Here is a 17626-nt window from a genome sequence, read left to right on the forward strand (position 1 = left end):
TGGTGCGTTGGCGCATTGGTTCCGCGTGGGCACGTGGACGGTCGGCGCGTCGGTCCGGCGCGTGGGGTGCGGCCGGCCGTACAGGGGGGTACGGCCGGTGCCCGAGGCACGCGGGGAGGCGCCTCGGGGATCCGGCTGTCTCAGGCGACAGCGGTCCCGGCGGGCGGACCTCGTGAGGTGATCGCGTGGACGAGGAGCAGCCGTCGCAGCGAGCGGTCCGGGGAGCGGCGGGGTACGCGGACGCGCGACCGGTGCGGCGGTGCGGGCAGGGCGAGCAGTAGCCGCAGCGGTGCGGCCAGGCGTCCGGCCACGGCCCGCAGAATGCGGAAGGCAGCGCGTTCGCCGTACGCGAGCCACAGACCGCACAGCAGCGCGGCCAGCAGGTGGGCGGCCAACATGCCGAGCGAGGACATGCCGTCCATGTCGTGCGCCGGGTGAGCCATGGGTCCCGAACCCATGTGTCCCATGTCCATGGCGTCCGCGGAATCCGTGTGTATGGACCCCATGGGTACGGAGCCCATGTGCGCGGAGCCCATGTGCGCGGAATCCGCGGGCACGGAATCCATGGGCACGGAATCCATGTCGCGCCCGGCGGAGCCCATCGGCATCGAGCCCCCGCCGCCCGATCCCCACGACCCCCGGCCCACCGGCGACGCGGCCGACCGGGCCGAGGAAAACCCCGTGTGGAGCAGCCCCTGGGCGACGACCACCACGGTCACGATCAGCGGCAGTCCTCGTTCACGGGCGGCCAGGCACCAGCCCGCGCCGCCCGTCACCACGCCCCCGGCGGCCATCGTCCACCAGGGCACCGGGGAGCCGGACATCATCACGTGCCCGAGGGCGGCGAGCACGACGCAGACGGCCGCGAACACCGCGGCCCGTACCGTGCGTGTCCCCCACCCCGTGGTCATGACGGACCTCGGCCCCGCATCCGCCGGCCGCGCGTCACGGTGAGGCACGTACATCGCCCGGACTGACCACGACCGCCTCCACCGTGACCGGCCCGCTGCGCCGGAAGTGCAGCGTGAACGGGACCGGATCGCCGAGTTCCCACCGTGGGCCCGCCCGCAGGATCACGTCGAGGCCGTGCGGGGACATGGTGAGGCCGCCGTGGGCGGGGACGGCGGCCGAGCCAACCGGGTCCCGGTACGCGGCGCCGCCGCCCGTCGTGCGGTGACGCCCGAGCGTGACCTCACCGCCGCCGGGCGAAGAGACGCGGACCAGACGGTCGTCCGCGTCCCCGGAGTTGGTGATCCGGAAGAACGCGGCGGTGTCCCGGGTGTCGCCGTACGGGAGGAAGACGCGTCCGGCGGTGACCTCGATCCGCGCCGGATCGCCCGCTCGGCCCGCGGCGACCCAGGTGGTCAGGGCGCCGAGCGCGACGCTGCACGCGGCGACGGGGGTGAGCGCGGTGAGCAGGGTGTCGGTGAGGCGGCGCCGGGTCGGACGCCACGGATGCGGGTCGGTCGTCCGCGTCATCGTGCGCGGCTCCGGTTTCGCGTCGGCTGCCAGGCTCGCAGCCGCAGGCTGTTGCCGACCACGAGCAGCGAACTCACCGACATGGCCGCCGCGGCCACCATCGGATTGAGCAGGCCCACCATGGCGAGCGGCACGGTCACGGCGTTGTAGCCGAAGGCCCACAGGAGGTTGACCCTGATGGTGCCGAGGGTGCGACGGGCGAGCCGTACGGCGTCCCCCAGTGCCTCGATGTCACCGCGTACGAGCGTTACGTCGGCGGCCCCGATGGCCGCGTCCGTCCCGCCGCCCATGGCGATTCCCAGGTCGGCGCCGGCCAGCGCGGCGGCGTCGTTCACACCGTCGCCGACGACCGCGACCCGGCGGCCGTCCTCTCTCAACTCCCGTACGAGAGCGGCCTTTTCCTCCGGGGTGCGGCGGGCGTGCACCTCCTCGATGCCGAGTGCGGACGCGACGGCCAGGGCCTGGGCCTCCCGGTCCCCGGTGGCGAGCACCGGCCGCACCCCCAGCCGCCGCAGCTGGTCCACCGCCCGGTAGCTCCCGGGCCGCACGACGTCACCGATCTCGATCAGCGCTTCGGGTACGCCGTCCACCCGGACCAGGACCGGGGTGTACGCGGCGGCCTCCGCCACCGGCAGCACGTCCGCGAGCGCCGGGGGCAACTCGTCGTCCGGCGCGACGACTTCGACCAGCCTGCCTTCGACCCGACCCCGGACACCGCGGCCCGCCTCGGCACTGAACTCCCCCACGTCCGGCAACGGCCGCTCGGGCACGGCCCGTTGTGCGTACGAGACGATCGCGCGCCCCAGTGGATGTTCGGAGCCCTGTTCCACCGCACCGGCCAGCCGCAGTACCGCCTCCCGCCCGAGTCCGCCGGGCACGGCGGTGACCCGGGCGACGCTCATGTGGCCGGAGGTGAGGGTGCCGGTCTTGTCGAGTACGACCGTGTCGATGTGCTGGAGCGACTCCAGGGCCTGCGGTCCGCCGACCAGGACGCCCAGTTGGGCGCCACGCCCGGTGGCCGCCATGAGCGCGGTCGGCGTCGCCAGACCCAGGGCGCACGGACAGGCCACGACCAGTACCGCCACGCACGCGGTGACCGCCGCCTGAGGATCGGCCCCGGCACCGAGCCAGAACCCGAGCACGGTCACGGCGAGCGCCAGCACCACCGGCACGAACACCCCGGCCACCGCGTCGGCCAGCCGCTGCGCCCGCGCCTTTCCGGCCTGAGCCTCTGTCACCAGCCTCGTGATACGGGCGAGTTGGGTGTCGGCGCCGACCGCAGTGGCCCGTACGAGCAGCAGTCCGCCCGCGTTGACGGCACCGCCCACCACCGCCGATCCCGGACCGACCTCGACCGGCTCGCTCTCGCCCGTGACCAGGGACAGGTCCACGGCGGAACTGCCCTCCGTCACCTCCCCGTCGGTGGCGACACGCTCCCCGGGACGTACGACGAAGACGTGCCCCGTCCTCAACTGCTCGACGGGAACGAGCCGTTCGGAACCCCCCCCGCGTACCGAGACCTCCTTGGTGGCGAGTTGGGCGAGCGACCGCAGTGCCGCCCCCGTCCCGTGCCGGGCCCGCGCCTCCAGGAATCGGCCGGCCAGCACGAACAGCGGTACGCCCACGGCCGCTTCGAGATAGATGTGCGCGGCGCCCTCCGACGCCGAGGGCAGCAGGCTGAACGGCATCCGCATCCCGGGCTCGCCCGCGCCACCGAGGAACAGCGCGTAGGCCGACCAGGAGAAGGACGCCGCCACGCCCAGGGAGACCAGCGTGTCCATGGTCGCCGTCGAGTGCCGCAGCCCGCGCAACGCCCGTACGTGGAACGGCCAGGAGCTCCACACCGCGACCGGGGCGGCCAGTACGAAGCACAGCCACTGCCAGTTGCGGAACTGCCATGCGGGCACCATCGACAGGACGAGCACCGGCACGGCGAGCAGCGCCGTGACCGTCAGCCGCTCGCGATCCTGCCGGGTGCCCTCGGATTCGGACTCGGACTCGGACTTGTCCGCGTCCTCGTTCCCGCCTTCCGGTCGCTCGGGAGGGTCGGGGAGGGTGGCCGTGTAGCCCGCCTTCTCGACCGTGGCGACGAGTTCCTCGGGAGGGACATGGGCCGGATGGCTCACCCTGGCCCGCCCGGTGGCCAGGTTGACGGTCGCGGTGACGCCGTCCAGCTTGGCGAGCTTCTTCTCGACACGGTTCACGCAGGCCGCGCAGGTCATCCCGCCGACGGTCAGGTCGGTCGTCACGACGACGGCCACCGGTTCGGCACTCATCGGCCGCCGCTCCCGTGCGTGTCTCCCATGTCCATGTCCATGCCGCCCCCGCCGCCACCGTCTCCGCCGCCACCGTCTCCGTCACGGCTCGTGCCGGTCTCGTGCATGCCGGGCGCGACGGGGCCGACGGCGGCACCGGCTGCGTACGACGCCACGAACACGAGCGCGAGCAGCAGCAGGAAGCCGCACAGCGCGGGCGGCGGCACCAGCTTCCGAAGCGCGGAGACTGCGGCCACACCCGCGCCTGCAACTGTGCCCGTGCCGGCACCCGTGCTCGGGGAGGGTTGTCGGGACTCACCCATTCCGGTTCTCCAGATCGCACGGCGTCGGCCGGTCCGGGCCGTGACGGTCCAGTAGTCGGGCGCGCACCCCTGTGAGTTCCGGCGCGGGCCTGTGGCGTACGTCACTCGGGTGGTGCTGTCACCCCTCTGGCCGGTGCGGCATCCGTACGTCGACCGCCGTGAGCGCCAACGCCAGCGGTCCCGGCGCCAGGAACGACAGCGGCAGCAGCATGCAGGCGCACAACGCGGCCGCCGCGACGGCGAGCAGGACGAGACCGCTGCCGCCCACGTCCCGTACGGAGTCCCGGGCAGCCCCCGCCACGGCCGCCCGCCAGTCGGTGAGCGACTCGGGGCGCCCGCAGGCGCGAAGACCCACGAGCGCCGCGTACACGCCGATGGCGGCGGCGACGATCGCGAACAGCGGGGCACCGGGCAGTCCCGCGCGGGCCAGGGCGAGGTCCGCCCAGAGCAGCAGGACACCGGCCAGGGCCAGCGCCCCGGCCGCGAGGTCCCCGGCGCGCAGGCGTCGCCGCAGCATCGCCAAGTACCGCCCCGCCGTGGCCGGTTGGTCCTCGCGGGCGCCGCGCAGGACCGCGCACGCCGTGGACAGCGCTGCCGGCAGGGTGACGACCGGCAGCGACACGAGGGCCGTGCAGACGCCGACGCTCAGCACGTCCGCGAACAGCGTCATACGCGGACCGAAGATCTCGCCCGTCTCGCGGGCCTGTCCGGCGCTCATCCCTTGATCCCGGAGTTCGCCATACCCTCGACCAGGAACCGCTGGAAGGCGAGGAAGAACAGGACGATCGGGAGGAGGGCGATCACCGACATCGCGAACATCGGGCCGAACGCGGACTGGCTGGACGCGTCCACGAACGACCTGAGCGCCAGCGTGAGCGTGAACTTCTCCGGCGAGAAGAGGTAGATCAGCTGGGTGAAGAAGTCGTTCCAGGTCCAGATGAACGTGAAGATCGCGGTCGTGATCAGCGCGGGTCGCGTCAGCGGCAGGATCACCAGGAAGAAGCTCCGATACGGCCCGCAGCCGTCGATCCGCGCCGCCTCCTCCAGTTCGCGCGGCAGCCCCCGCATGAACTGCACGATGAGGAAGACGAAAAAGGCCTCCGTGGCAAGGAACTTGGGCAGGATCAGCGGCCAGTAGGTGTTCACCATGCCGAGCTGGTTGAAGATGATGTACTGCGGGATCAGCACGGCATGGTGCGGCAGCATGATCGTCGCGATCATGAACGCGAACAGCGGACCGCGGAAGCGGAAACGCAGCCGCGCGAAGGCGTACGCGGCCAGTGAGCAGCTCAGTACGTTCCCGACGACCGCGCCGCCCGCGATGAACAGCGAGTTGCCGAGCAGCTGCCACACGGAGACGTCGTTCACTCCGTCGAGGGCGGTCGTGTAGTTGGACCATTCCAGGCTGCTGGGCAGCAGGTCGAGGCTGGCGATGACCTCGTCGGCGGGCTTGAGCGAGGTCGCGAGCAGCCATGCCAGCGGGTACAGCATCACGAGCAGCGCGGCCAGACAGCCGAGGTGCAGGGCGATGCGACGCCAGGCAACGGGCTTGCGTACGGCGACGGTTGAGGTGGTCATCGGTCCCCCTCGGACGCGTAGAAGACCCAGGAGCGCGAGGTCCGGAACAGCACGGCGGTGACCGCGCCGATGACGAGGAGCAGCGTCCAGGCCATAGCGGAGGCGTAGCCCATGTGGGAGGCGACGAAGCCGCGGTCGTAGAGGTAGAGGGTGTAGAAGAGGGTCGAGTCGGCGGGTCCGCCCTTGCCCGCGCTCACCGCGAACGCGGGGGTGAAGACCTGGAAGGCCTGGATGGTCTGGAGCACCAGGTTGAAGAAGATCACCGGGGAGAGCATGGGCACGGTGATGGACAGGAACCGGCGCCATCGGCTCGCTCCGTCCACGGCCGCCGCTTCGTACAGCTCCGTGGGGATCTGCTGGAGTCCGGCGAGGAAGATAACCATGGGGGCGCCGAACTGCCACACCGTCAGCAGGGCGACCGTGAAGAGTGCCCAGCCGGGTTTGTTGACCCAGCCGCCGGTGCCGAGGAGGTTGTCGACCGTACCGCCGTCGTTGAAGACGGCGCGCCACACGAGGGCGATGGACATCGAGGCGCCGAGCAGGGAGGGCGCGTAGAAGGCGGAGCGGTAGAAGCCCTTGCCGCGTCGCATGGACTTCAGGGCGAGCGCGACGACCAGGGCCAGGCCGAGTTGGAGGGGTACCGCGACGACGACGTAGGTGAGCGTCGCGACGACCGAGCGCCAGTAGCGCGGGTCCTCCGTGAACATCTGCGTGTAGTTGCGCAGGCCCACCCACTGGGGCGGGTTGAACAAGTCGTAGTCCGTGAAGGAGAGATAGAGCGAGACGGCCATCGGGAGCAGGGTCAGTACGGCGGCGCCGAGGACCCACGGGGAGAGGAACACCCAGGCCGCGCCCTCGCGTTGGCGCTTCCCGGGTCGCTTCGGTGGTGTGGAGGGCTTCCCCGTGCGGGCGGCCGCCGGTATCTCGGTGGTGGTCATGACCTCAGCTCCGCCTTCGCCTCGGTGATGTAGTTCTCGGCCGCCTCGCGGGGCGACAGCCGCTCGTACGACACCTGGTCGTAGTCGCGCTGGAAGGTGGTCTGCAGGGCGCTGTCTCCCGAAGGGGGCGCCTGGGGCGGGGCGTTGAGCTTGCCTTCGAAGGGCGCCTGGTACTCGTAGATGGTCTTGTCGAAGTCCTTGAGGTCCGAGGCGATCTCGTCGCGGATCGACTCGTTGACCGGGATCCCGCGGCTCGCGCCGACGATCTTCGCCGCCTCCCTGTCGTTCAGCATGAAGTCGACGAGCCGGGCGGATTCCTTGGGGTGGCCCGTGTCGGCGGCGACGCCCATGAACATGGAGGGCTTGAAGTACTGGCCGGGCGTGCCGTCCTCGTTCGACGGCATGGGGGCGAGGGAGATCCCGTCCGGGACGAGGGCGAGGTATCCGCTCGCCGGGGCGTCCCAGTTCATCTCGGAGAAGGCCGTGCCACGGCCCAGCGGAGTGTTCTCGACCGAGCCGTCGAGCTGTGTCGTCTGCTCGGCTGACGAGACCGCGCCTTCGCGCCGCAGCTTGTCGGTGAAGGTCCACCAGCGTGTGAGGTCATCGGCGGTGAAACCGAGTCGCTTGTCCTCCGTGTAGAGGGACTTGCCCTGGCCGCGCAGCCAGATCTCGAAGGCGTCCTCGCTCTGCCCGGGGTCTGTGCCGCCGGGCTTGCCCGTCCTGTCGGCCAGCTCACGCATGGCGTCGGCCCAGTCGGTCCAGGTCCAGCCCGCCTTGGGCGGCTCGACCCCGGCGGCCTTCCACTGGGTGGTGTCGTACACCATCGTCTCGGTGCCCCGGCCCTGCGGGATGGCGTACAGCTTTCCGTCCACCTTGCCGGTGGCGAGCAGGCCCGGCTCGAACTCTCCTGTTTTCAGGACGGACCGCTGCTTGCCGAGGTCGAGGAGGACGCCGCCCGACGCGTACTGGTCGATCATCCGGTAGTCGAGCTGCATCACGTCGGGGGCGTCGCCGCCGGCGGCCTGGGTGGCGAGCTTCTGCTTGTACGGCTCATATCCGGCGAAGGAAGTTTGTACGTCTATGCCCGGATGCTTCTTCTCGAAGAGGTCGACGGCCTCCTGGGTTCGGGCGGCCCGGTCCGGGTTGCCCCACCAGGTGTAACGCAGCACGACGTTGCCGCCGGCGCTACTCGACTCGCCCGTGTCCGAACAGCCGGTGAGTGCCGCTGCCGCCGCGCAGAGTGCGAGGAGCGCCGCCGTCTTGCGGGACGGCCGGGGCGGTATGGGCAGCTTGGCGGTCCTGCGGGACGGCCAGGACTTCCTTGTCCTGTTTCCGGGCATGAGTGGGTCACCTCTTTCGCTAGAAAGCGCTTCCACCCCCCGGTACGACCCTAGGGAAGGTCCTGATGTCAGAACAAGACCCGTGCATTGCTTCTGGCTCGCCCGGCGCTTCTGGCTCGCCCGTTGCTTCTGTCGCACCCGTCTCTTCCGCCTCGTCCGTCGCAGGGAGGCGTCGTTGTGCCGTGGTGGGGTTGGGTGCTCGTGCTCGGATGTTCACCGAGGCGATCACCGGGCCGTACTCGGACCGGATCGAGTTGGTGGGCTTCTGTGACGTCAACGCCCGTCGTATGGCCGTCCACAACGCGTGGATCGCGGCCGATCACCCTGGGCGGGGGGCCGTGGCGGCCTACGCCGCCGAGGACTTCGACGTGATGCTTCGGCGGGAGCGGGTGGACCTTGTTGTGGTGTGCAGTGTCGACCGCACCCATGACGACTACATCGTGCGGGCGCTGGAGGCGGGGTGCGACGTCGTCACGGAGAAGCCGATGACCACCGACGCCGACAAGGCCCGCCGCATTCTTGAGGCTCGGCGGCGGACCGGGGGTGACGTGCGGGTCGCCTTCAACTACCGCTACAACCCCGTGCATTCGGCTGTACGGGAACTCATCGCGGGTGGGAAGATCGGTGAGGTCGGGTCTGTGCATTTCGAGTGGCTGCTCGATCTGCGGCACGGTGCGGACTACTTCCGGCGGTGGCACCGGGACAAGGCCAACTCCGGTGGGCTGATGGTGCACAAGGCCACGCATCACTTCGATCTGGTCAACTGGTGGTTGGGTACGGAGCCGGAGACCGTGTTCGCGCAGGGCGGGCTGTTCTTCTACGGCGAGGAGGCTGGGCGGCGGCGGGGGCTTGGAGCTGTTGGTGGAGGAGTCGACGTGGACCCGGTCCTCGGTGCGGGCCCATGGTGCGAGTCCTGTTGTGCACGGGCGGCCGTGGGGGATGCGGTCGGGCGTACGGAGTTGCTGTTGCGGCGGTTCTGGGAGCCGGCACGTGAGGTGAAGGTCGGGGGCGGGGACGGTGCCGCCGAGGGTGGGCACGGGGGTGGGGATGTGCGGATGCTGGCCGATCTGTTCGGGGCCCGGTCCGGAGGGGATGCCCTGGGCGGGCCGCGGATGCGGTGGACGGGGCGAGGTCGTTGGTCACCGGGCTCGCTGCCAATGAGTCGTTCGTGACCGGGTTGCCCGTTCGGGTGCGGGATCTTTTGGACGTGTGAGGTCTGCGGCAGGTCTGTTGGGGCCGGCTTGCATCACCAAGTGACGTGCAGGCTCTGGGGTGAGCGGTGGATCAGGGTCGGGCGCATCGTGACCGGGTGGTCGTCGGTGAGGCGGAGGGCGGGGACGCGGTTCGTCAACTGCTCCAGGGTGAGGCGGAGTTGCTCTCTCGCCAGTTGGGATCCCGGGCAGGTGTGCACGCCCAGGCCGAACGCCAGGTGGCGGCCCGGGGTGCGGGTGATGTCGAACTCGTCCGGGCGGGGGTGGTGAGGTGGCCCGCGAGGAGGAGGTTCTGCAAGTGGGCGACCAGTTCGTGGCGTTGGTCGAGGGTCAGGTCGGTCGCGGGTGGGGGCTGGGGTGTGAGGGAGGTGATCAGTTCTGTGCAGAGGTCGTTCTGGGGGTCCTTGCTGCGGGCGCGGGCGAAAGCGTCGATGAGGGCTGTCGCTCGTTCTGCCGCGTACGGGAGTACGGCGGCGACCTTGGCGGGTGACAGGCCTCTTACGATCGGCGCGCGTAGGCGTTGGTGGTGGGGAGAGGGCAGGGCGCTTCTGGTCCGGTGGGTGGGGCGGGGCCGTGCCGGTATGTCACGTTCGCGACTGCCGGGCGTACTGCCCTGAGTGTTGTTCGTGGGCGTTTCCAGTGGGAGCCGTACGTCGCGAACGTTGACATACCGGCACGGCCCCGCCCCGCTCGCGTCGGCGGCTTGCGGGTGCGTCGGGAGGCTTTTGCCTACGATCCTGGCGTGGCTCTCTTTGTTGTGCGGCGGGACAGCGTGGTGGGTGCCGGTGAGGCTTGGCGGCGGCTCACTGCGTGGGAGCGGCATGCGGATGTGGTGCCGTTGACTCGGATCACTGTCGTCGCGGGGGCGGGTGCGGGTGGGGTGGGCACTGTGTTCGTGGCTCGGTCCGGGGTTGGGGTTCTTGCGTTTGATGACCCCATGGAGGTTGTCGTTTGGCGGCCGCCTCTGGGAGAGCGGGCCGGGGTCTGTCGGCTCGTCAAGCGGGGGACCTTTGTCACCGGGTGGGCCGAGATTGAGGTGCGTTCGGGGGTGGGCGGTGGTTCGCGGGTGGTGTGGCGGGAGGAGTTGCGGGTGCGGGGTGTGCCCCGGGTACTTGATTCCTTGGTGGGGTGGGTGGCTCGGTGGGTGTTCGGGCGGGTTGTGCGGTTGCTGGTGGCGCGGCCCTGACGGTCTCGAATCCTGAGTCCAGATACTGACGCAGGGCGTGAGGGTGGGCGTGCCCTCCGTCGAGGTGTTTCGTAGCACGACTCGATCGGCATGTACCGGGCGATGGGCAGCGACTGTTCATGATTTGCTGAATTCAGATTTCGCTGTACCTTCGTGGTGTGCTGACCGTTGCCTCCGACATCGACGTGCTGGCCCGCTTCGGCCGCGCGCTCGCCGATCCCATCCGTTGCCGCATCCTGCTTGTCCTGCGCCAGGCCCCCGCCTACCCCTCGGATCTCGCCGACCGGCTCGGCATCTCCCGCACCCGGTTGTCCAACCACCTTGCCTGTCTGCGTGACTGCGGGCTGGTCGTCACCGTGCCCGATGGCCGGCGCACCCGCTACGAACTCGCCGACGAACGGCTCGGTCACGCCCTCGACGACCTGCGCGCCGCAGTGGTTGCGGTGGAGGCGGGCAAGACCTGCCGCGACGGGGATACAAAGGGCTGCTGCTGATGGCCGCGATGTCTCTCGGTCCATCCCCTGGCCGCCGCGAGACACTTGCCCGGCGGATACGGCTGCTGGTCGCCGCGACGATCGTCTATAACGTCATCGAGGCAACAGCCGCCCTGACCGCGGGCGCGATCGCCTCGTCCACCGCGCTCGTCGGCTTCGGCCTGGACTCCGTCATCGAGGTCTCCTCCGCCGCCGCGGTCGCCTGGCAGTTCTCCGCCCGCGACCACGCGGTCCGGGAAGCCCGGGAACAGAGGACACTGCGGATCATCTCGGTCTCGTTCTTCGTGCTCGCCACGTACGTGACCGTCGATGCCGTCCGCTCACTGACCGGCACCGGTGAAGCAGAGCGTTCGCTGCCGGGCATCGTGCTCGCCGCCCTCTCCCTGGCGGTGATGCCGTTCCTGTCGGCGGCACAGCGGCGCGCCGGACGGGAACTCGGCTCCGCCTCCGCGGTCGCCGACTCCAAGCAGACCCTGCTGTGCACCTACCTCTCGGCCGTGCTCCTGGTCGGCCTCGTCCTCAATGCCGCCTTCGGCTGGTCCTGGGCCGACCCTCTCGCCGCCCTCGCCATTGCTGGTCTTGCTGTCAAGGAGGGGCGTGACGCCTGGCAGGGCAAGGGCTGCTGTGCCCCGGCGGCCGTACCCGCGGCCGGCCCGTCGGACGAGGACGTGTGCGGTTGCCGGTCCGGCTGCGTCTGCTGCTCATGAGCATGGGGCCACGGCGGCAAAAGTCTGTGGAGTGCGGCCGAGCGGAGTTGCGAGACTGGGACCCATGAGCGACATGGAGAGGTTCCGTCGGGCCGTTGTCGAGTGGGCGGCCGGTGGGGTGGGGGCGTCGGCGGCCGGTGAGAGTGCGCGGGAGCTGGCGGTCGGGGTCGGGCTGCGTACGGTCGTGCTCGTCGAAGGGGGCAGCGATCAGGCCGCGGTCGAGGCGTTGGCCTCGCGGCGTGGTCGGGATCTGGACAGTGAAGGAGTGTCGGTCGTGCCGCTCGGGGGTGCGACCAGTGTCGGCAGGTTCGTGGATCTGTGCGGGCCCCAGGGGCTTGGTGTGCGGCTGGCCGGGCTGTGCGATGTCGGGGAGGAGCGCTTCTTCCGGCGGGCGCTGGAGCGGGCCGGGCTCGGTTCCGACATCCCGCCCGAGGGGCTGGAACCGCTTGGTTTCTATGTGTGCGACGTGGATCTGGAGGACGAGTTGATCCGGTCCCTGGGCGTCGAGGTCGTGCAACAGGTCGTGGTGGATCAGGGGGTCGCGGCCGTTCCGTACGTTCCGGAATCAGCCCGCCCAGCGGGAGCGGACCGTTGAGCAACAGTTGCGGAGGTTCCTGGGGACGCACAGTGGCCGCAAGGCCCAGTACGCGCGCGGGATGGTCGAGAGTCTGGATCTGGAGCGGACTCCTCGGCCGTTGGAGCGGCTTCTCGCCCACGTCTGATCAGCCGCATTCGCGCCTCGACCGCGTCGGGTGTGCGTGTCAGGCCACCGAGCCGATCCTCGCGGTGGGCTTCGGTGTTGATGACCTGTCGTGGTGAATGGGCGTGTGGGCGCCGGTCAGTGAGACTCCTGTGCCGCCTCGCCTGTTCGCGACGATCTCCGAGGCTATGGAGAGGGCCGTCTCCTCGGGCGTACGGGCTCCCAGGTCGAGTCCGATGGGAGACCTGAGCCGGGCCAACTCCATTTCCGTGACGCCGACTTCGCGCAGGCGTTCGTTGCGGTCCAGGTGGGTGCGGCGGGAGCCCATCGCGCCGACGTACGCCACGGGGAGGCGGAGCGCGAGTTGGAGGAGGGGTACGTCGAACTTGGCGTCGTGGGTCAGGACGCACAGGACCGTGCGGGCGTCCACCTGCGTGCGCTCCAGGTAGCGGTGCGGCCAGTCGACCACGATCTCGTCCGCCTCCGGGAAGCGGGCCGAGGTCGCGAAGACCGGGCGGGCGTCGCACACCGTGACGCGGTAGTTCAGGAACTTGCCGATGCGGACCAGGGCGGAGGCGAAGTCGATCGCGCCGAAGACGATCATCCTGGGTGGCGGGACCGACGATTCGATGAGGAGTGTGAGCGGTGCTCCGCAGCGAGAGCCCTGCTCTCCTATCTCCAGGGTGTCTGTGCGGCCCGCGTCCAGGAAGGCGCGTGCCTCCTCGATTACTGTGCGGTCCAGCTCCGGGTGTGCGCCGAATCCGCCCTCGTACGAGCCGTCCGGGCGGACCAGCAGGGCTCGGCCCAGGAGTTCCGGAGGTCCGGATGCGATACGCGCCACTGCCGCCGCCTCCCCGCGCGTGGCGGCGGCGAGCACCGAGGCGAAGATCTCCCGGTTGGGGTCCTCGGCGCGTACCGGCGTGACCAGGATGTCGATGATGCCGCCGCAGGTAAGGCCCACGGCGAATGCGTCGTCGTCGCTGTAGCCGAAGCGTTCGAGGACCGGTTTCCCGTCCGCCAACGCCTGTTGGCACAGCTCGTACACCGCGCCCTCCACACAGCCGCCGGAGACCGAGCCGATCGCCGTGCCGTCGGAATCGACGGCCAGTGCGGCGCCCGGTTGGCGGGGCGCGCTGCCGCCGACGGCCACCACGGTGGCCACGGCGAAGTCGCGTCCCTGCTCGACCCACCGGTGCAGCTCTTCGGCGATGTCCAGCATGTCTCGGTCTCCTGACGGTGGTTGTGGGGAGGGCTTCGGGAGGCGTCCTGGTGTGTGGGCGCCCGGTTACTAATGCACGCCCATCCAGCTCTCGATCGGGTTCAGGGCGAAGTAGACCAGGAAGATCGCCGTCAGGCCCCACATGAAGGCCCCGATCTCCCGGGCCTTGCCCTGGGCGACCTTGATGGCAACGTAGCTGATGACTCCGGCCGCGACGCCCGCGGTGATGGAGTACGTGAACGGCATGATGACGACCGTCAGGAAGACGGGGATCGCTGTGGCGCGGTCGGCCCAGTCGACGTGCCGGGCGTTCATCATCATCATGGCGCCGATGACGACCAGGGCGGCGGCCGCGACCTCGCCCGGGACGATCGCCGTCAGCGGGGTGAAGAAGAGACAGGCCGCGAAGAACAGGCCCGTGATGACGGAGGAGAGGCCGGTGCGGGCGCCTTCGCCGACGCCTGTGGCGGACTCGACGAACACCGTCTGGCCGGAGGCTCCCGAGACGCCGCCGATCGCGCCGCCCGCGCCGTCGATGAACAGCGCCTTGGACAGACCCGGCATCCGGCCCTTGTCGTCGGCCAGCTTGGCCTCGGTGCCGACGCCGATGATGGTGGCCATCGCGTCGAAGAAGCCTGCGAGGACCAGGGTGAAGACGATCATGCCGACCGTCATCGCGCCGACCTGACCCCAGCCGCCGAACTCCACGTCCCCGAAGATCGAGAAGTCCGGCATGGACACCGCGCTGCCGTGCAGTTCGGGCGCGCCACTGGCCCACTGCTTGGCGTCGATGACGTCGAGGGCGTTGAGGACGACGGCGAGTGCGGTGCCGCCTACGATGCCGATCAGGATCGCGCCGGGGATGCCGCGCGCCTGGAGCATGAAGATGGCGAGCAGGGTGACGGCGAAGAGCAGGACCGGCCAGCCGGCGAGTTCGCCGGTCGCGCCGAGGGAGAGCGGGGTCGCCTTGCCCTGGTGCACGAAGCCCGCCTTGACCAGGCCGATCAGGGCGACGAACAGGCCGATGCCCATGGTGATCGCGTGCTTCAGCGCCAGCGGGATCGCGTTCATGATCATCTCGCGCAGCCCGGTGACCACCAGGAGCATGATCACGACGCCGTACATCACACACATGCCCATGGCCTGTGGCCAGGTCATCTGGGGCGCGACCTGCGAGGAGAGGACGCCTGAGACGGAGAGTCCGGCGGCCAGGGCGAGCGGCACCTTGCCGAAGAAGCCCATCAGGAGCGTGGTGAAGGCCGCCGCGAACGCGGTCGCGGTGATCAGCGCCTTCTGGCCGAGCGTGTCCCCCGCCGCGTCCTTGCCGGACAGGATCAGGGGGTTGAGCAGCAGGATGTACGCCATCGCCATGAAGGTGGTGACGCCGCCGCGCACCTCACGCGCGACCGAGCTTCCTCGCTTGGATATGTGAAAGTACCGGTCGAGCCAGGACCTGCCGGCCGGGATACGGGTTCCTTCACCCGCATCGTCGGCGGTGGTCCTCGGCTCCAGTGACTGCTGGGTCATGTGGGCCTACTCCCAAGGTTCACAGGGGCACCCGCTGTCGCCTTCGGCGTGTGCGGGATTTGGGAAGGTGCTTCGGCCGCACGACCCGGGGGACGGCCCGAGACGAACGAATCGTGGTGCTGCACGTGGACCGGTACCGGGTTCTGCCGTTGGACGTACGGTCGCCCGGTGCCGGGGTGCCGTCGTTGTGCCCACCCGTTCCTCCCCCAGTGTTTTGAGGACCTGGGGGACCCCCCAGCGGAACGCCTGCCCACAACGACGGCGGGGCGCTATGCCGTACCGGTGAGGTGTTCCGGTCGGACCGGCGTCCTGTCGAGCTCCAAGCCCGTCGCGTTCCGGATTGCCGCTAGCACGGCCGGAGTCGACGACAGAGTCGGTGCCTCGCCGATGCCACGGAGCCCGTACGGCGCGTGGTCGTCGGCGAGTTCGAGCACGTCGACGGGGATGGTCGGCGTGTCGAGGATCGTGGGGATGAGGTAGTCGGTGAAGGAGGGGTTCCTGACCTTCGCCGTCACGGGGTCGACGATGATCTCCTCCATGACCGCGATGCCCAGGCCCTGGGTCGTACCGCCCTGGATCTGGCCGATGACGGACAGCGGGTTGAGCGCCTTGCCGACGTCCTGTGCGCAGGCCAGTTCGATGACCTTCACCAGGCCCAGTTCGGTGTCCACCTCGACGACCGCGCGGTGGGCGGCGAAGGAGTACTGGACGTGGCCGAAGCCCTGGCCCGTACGGAGGTCGAAGGGCTCGGTCGGCCGGTGCCGCCACTCCTCCTCGACCTCGACTGCCTCGCCTTCGAGTACGTCCACCAGGTCGGCCAGCACCTCGCCGCCGTCGGTGACGACCTTGCCGCCCTCCAGGAGCAGCTCGGCGGTGGCCCAGGCGGGGTGGTACGAACCGAACTTGCGGCGGCCGATCTCCAGGACCTTCTCGCGGACCAGCTCGCAGGAGTTCTTGACGGCGCCGCCGGTGACGTACGTCTGGCGGGACGCGGACGTCGAACCCGCCGACCCCACCTGCGTGTCCGCGGGGTGGATCGTCACCTGGGCGACACCCAGCTCGGTGCGGGCGATCTGCGCGTGGACGGTGACGCCGCCCTGGCCGACCTCCGCCATCGCGGTGTGGACGGTGGCCACCGGCTCGCCGCCGACGACCTCCATGCGGACCTTGGCCGTCGAGTAGTCGTCGAAGCCCTCTGAGAAGCCGACGTTCTTGATGCCGACCGCGTAGCCGATGCCTCGTACGACGCCTTCGCCGTGGGTGGTGTTGGAGAGGCCGCCGGGCAGCTGGCGGACGTCCGCCGCCTCGCCGGCCGCGAGCCACTGCTGCTCCGGCGGCAGGGGCATCGCCTTGACGCGGCGCAGGAGTTCGGCGACCGGGGCGGGCGAGTCGACGCTCTGGCCGGTCGGCATGACCGTGCCCTGCGACATCGCGTTCAGCTGGCGGAACTCGACCCTGTCCATGCCCACCTTGTCGGCGAGCTTGTCCATCTGGGCCTCGTAGGCGAAGCACGCCTGGACCGCGCCGAAGCCGCGCATGGCGCCGCAGGGCGGGTTGTTGGAGTAGAGGGCGATCGATTCGATGTCGACGTCTTCGAGTACGTACGGGCCGACCGCGAGGGACGCGGCGTTGCCGACGACCGCCGGGGACGCGGAGGCGTAGGCGCCGCCGTCCAGGACGATCCGGCACTTCATGTGCGTGAGCTTGCCGTCCTTGGTCGCCCCGTGCTCGTAGTGGAGCTTCGCGGGGTGGCGGTGGACGTGGCCGAAGAAGGACTCGAAGCGGTTGTAGACGATCTTGACCGGCTTGCCCGTGCGCAGTGCGAGCAGGCAGGCGTGGATCTGCATCGACAGGTCCTCGCGGCCGCCGAACGCGCCGCCGACGCCGGAGAGCGTCATGCGGATCTTGTCCTCGGGCAGGCCGAGGACCGGAGCGATCTGCTTGAGGTCCGAGTGCAGCCACTGGGTGGCGATGTAGAGGTCGACGCCACCGTCCTCGGAGGGCACGGCGAGACCCGACTCCGGGCCGAGGAAGGCCTGGTCCTGCATGCCGAAGGTGTACTCGCCCTCGACGATGAAGTCGGCGCGTTCCCGGGCGGATGCCACGTCGCCGCGGATGATCGGCTGGCGGTGCACGATGTTCGGGTGCGGGACATGGCCGATGTGGTGGTCGTCGCGGTTCTCGTGGACGAGGATCGCGTCCGGTGCGGTCGCGGACGACTCGTCGGTGATGACCGGGAGTTCGCGGTACTCGACCTTGATCTTGGCGGCGGCGCGGCGGGCGCTCTCCGGGTGGTCGGCGGCGACGATCGCGACCGGCTCGCCGTGGTGACGGACCTTGCCGTGCGCGAGCACCGGGGTGTCCTGGATCTCCAGACCGTAGTTCTTCACGTCGGTCGGCAGGTCGTCGTACGTCATGACGGCGTAGACGCCGGGGGTCTTCAGCGCCTCGACCGTGTCGATGGAGACGATCTCGGCGTGGGCGACCGTGGAGCGCAGGATCTGGCCCCAGAGCATGTCCTCGTGCCACATGTCCGAGGAGTACGCGAACTCGCCGGTGACCTTGAGGATGCCGTCCGGGCGGAGCGTGGACTCGCCGATGCCGCCCTTGGTCCGGGAACCCTGGGTGACCTTGGTGGGCGTGCCGAGGGGAGCGTTTTTGCCGGCCAT

At 70.1% G+C, this 17626-nt stretch carries 14 protein-coding genes and 2 pseudogenes; 4 read left to right on the forward strand and 12 right to left on the reverse strand.

Features of this window, described 5'->3' with window-relative positions:
* Nucleotides 1-140: 140 nt before the first annotated feature.
* The 8 genes from ACZ5VQ_RS37760 to ACZ5VQ_RS37795 form a co-directional block, all read right to left on the reverse strand.
* A complete protein-coding gene (locus ACZ5VQ_RS37760; RefSeq protein WP_469108918.1) occupies nucleotides 141-911 on the reverse strand; it encodes a hypothetical protein in 771 nt (256 codons plus the stop codon).
* Nucleotides 912-945: 34 nt separating this feature from the next.
* Nucleotides 946-1479 carry a copper chaperone PCu(A)C gene (locus ACZ5VQ_RS37765; protein ID WP_469108919.1) on the reverse strand — a complete coding sequence of 178 codons (534 nt, stop codon included), beginning with the start codon at nucleotides 1477-1479 and terminating at the stop codon, nucleotides 946-948.
* Entirely contained in the window at nucleotides 1476-3755 is a 2280-nt protein-coding gene (locus tag ACZ5VQ_RS37770) for a heavy metal translocating P-type ATPase (protein ID WP_469108920.1), read from the reverse strand. The genes ACZ5VQ_RS37765 and ACZ5VQ_RS37770 overlap by 4 nt, the downstream gene beginning before the upstream one ends.
* Nucleotides 3752-3991 (reverse strand): hypothetical protein, encoded by a 240-nt coding sequence (locus tag ACZ5VQ_RS37775; RefSeq protein ID WP_469108921.1) that lies wholly within the window; start codon nucleotides 3989-3991, stop codon nucleotides 3752-3754. Before ACZ5VQ_RS37775 ends, ACZ5VQ_RS37770 begins: the two co-directional genes overlap by 4 nt.
* A gap of 184 nt (nucleotides 3992-4175) precedes the next feature.
* Nucleotides 4176-4775, reverse strand: coding sequence for a hypothetical protein (locus ACZ5VQ_RS37780; protein WP_469108922.1), 600 nt, complete (start codon nucleotides 4773-4775; stop codon nucleotides 4176-4178).
* Nucleotides 4772-5635, reverse strand: coding sequence for a carbohydrate ABC transporter permease (locus tag ACZ5VQ_RS37785; protein ID WP_469108923.1), 864 nt, complete (start codon nucleotides 5633-5635; stop codon nucleotides 4772-4774). The genes ACZ5VQ_RS37780 and ACZ5VQ_RS37785 overlap by 4 nt, the downstream gene beginning before the upstream one ends.
* Nucleotides 5632-6573 carry a carbohydrate ABC transporter permease gene (locus ACZ5VQ_RS37790; RefSeq protein WP_469108924.1) on the reverse strand — a complete coding sequence of 314 codons (942 nt, stop codon included), beginning with the start codon at nucleotides 6571-6573 and terminating at the stop codon, nucleotides 5632-5634. The genes ACZ5VQ_RS37785 and ACZ5VQ_RS37790 overlap by 4 nt, the downstream gene beginning before the upstream one ends.
* The gene (locus ACZ5VQ_RS37795) at nucleotides 6570-7913 is read right to left on the reverse strand and encodes an ABC transporter substrate-binding protein (RefSeq protein ID WP_469108925.1); all 1344 of its coding nucleotides are present in this window, start codon (nucleotides 7911-7913) and stop codon (nucleotides 6570-6572) included. The genes ACZ5VQ_RS37790 and ACZ5VQ_RS37795 overlap by 4 nt, the downstream gene beginning before the upstream one ends.
* Before the next feature lie 191 nt (nucleotides 7914-8104).
* Between ACZ5VQ_RS37795 and ACZ5VQ_RS37800 the strand changes: the two genes are divergently transcribed.
* Nucleotides 8105-9085, forward strand: coding sequence for a Gfo/Idh/MocA family protein (locus ACZ5VQ_RS37800; RefSeq protein WP_469108926.1), 981 nt, complete (start codon nucleotides 8105-8107; stop codon nucleotides 9083-9085).
* A gap of 74 nt (nucleotides 9086-9159) precedes the next feature.
* Here the strand turns inward: ACZ5VQ_RS37800 and ACZ5VQ_RS37805 are convergent.
* Nucleotides 9160-9650 (reverse strand): annotated as a pseudogene (locus ACZ5VQ_RS37805) (hypothetical protein); the annotation flags it as partial.
* A gap of 818 nt (nucleotides 9651-10468) precedes the next feature.
* Between ACZ5VQ_RS37805 and ACZ5VQ_RS37810 the strand changes: the two are divergent.
* The 3 genes and pseudogenes from ACZ5VQ_RS37810 to ACZ5VQ_RS37820 all read left to right on the forward strand — a co-directional run bounded on the left by ACZ5VQ_RS37810 (nucleotide 10469) and on the right by ACZ5VQ_RS37820 (nucleotide 12233).
* Nucleotides 10469-10804, forward strand: coding sequence for an ArsR/SmtB family transcription factor (locus ACZ5VQ_RS37810; RefSeq protein WP_469108927.1), 336 nt, complete (start codon nucleotides 10469-10471; stop codon nucleotides 10802-10804).
* Entirely contained in the window at nucleotides 10804-11511 is a 708-nt protein-coding gene (locus tag ACZ5VQ_RS37815; RefSeq protein WP_469108928.1) for a cation efflux transmembrane domain-containing protein, read from the forward strand. Before ACZ5VQ_RS37810 ends, ACZ5VQ_RS37815 begins: the two co-directional genes overlap by 1 nt.
* A gap of 64 nt (nucleotides 11512-11575) precedes the next feature.
* A pseudogene (locus ACZ5VQ_RS37820) lies at nucleotides 11576-12233 on the forward strand (TOPRIM nucleotidyl transferase/hydrolase domain-containing protein).
* Between the two features lie 39 nt (nucleotides 12234-12272).
* Here the strand turns inward: ACZ5VQ_RS37820 and ACZ5VQ_RS37825 are convergent.
* The 3 genes from ACZ5VQ_RS37825 to ACZ5VQ_RS37835 all read right to left on the reverse strand — a co-directional run bounded on the left by ACZ5VQ_RS37825 (nucleotide 12273) and on the right by ACZ5VQ_RS37835 (nucleotide 17626).
* Nucleotides 12273-13430 (reverse strand): XdhC family protein, encoded by a 1158-nt coding sequence (locus ACZ5VQ_RS37825; RefSeq protein ID WP_469108929.1) that lies wholly within the window; start codon nucleotides 13428-13430, stop codon nucleotides 12273-12275.
* A 69-nt stretch (nucleotides 13431-13499) separates the two neighbouring features.
* Nucleotides 13500-14957, reverse strand: coding sequence for an NCS2 family permease (locus ACZ5VQ_RS37830; protein ID WP_362078708.1), 1458 nt, complete (start codon nucleotides 14955-14957; stop codon nucleotides 13500-13502).
* A gap of 269 nt (nucleotides 14958-15226) precedes the next feature.
* The gene (locus ACZ5VQ_RS37835; protein ID WP_469108930.1) at nucleotides 15227-17626 is read right to left on the reverse strand and encodes a xanthine dehydrogenase family protein molybdopterin-binding subunit; all 2400 of its coding nucleotides are present in this window, start codon (nucleotides 17624-17626) and stop codon (nucleotides 15227-15229) included.

It is taken from the genome of Streptomyces sp. NPDC033178 (genome assembly GCF_055577685.1).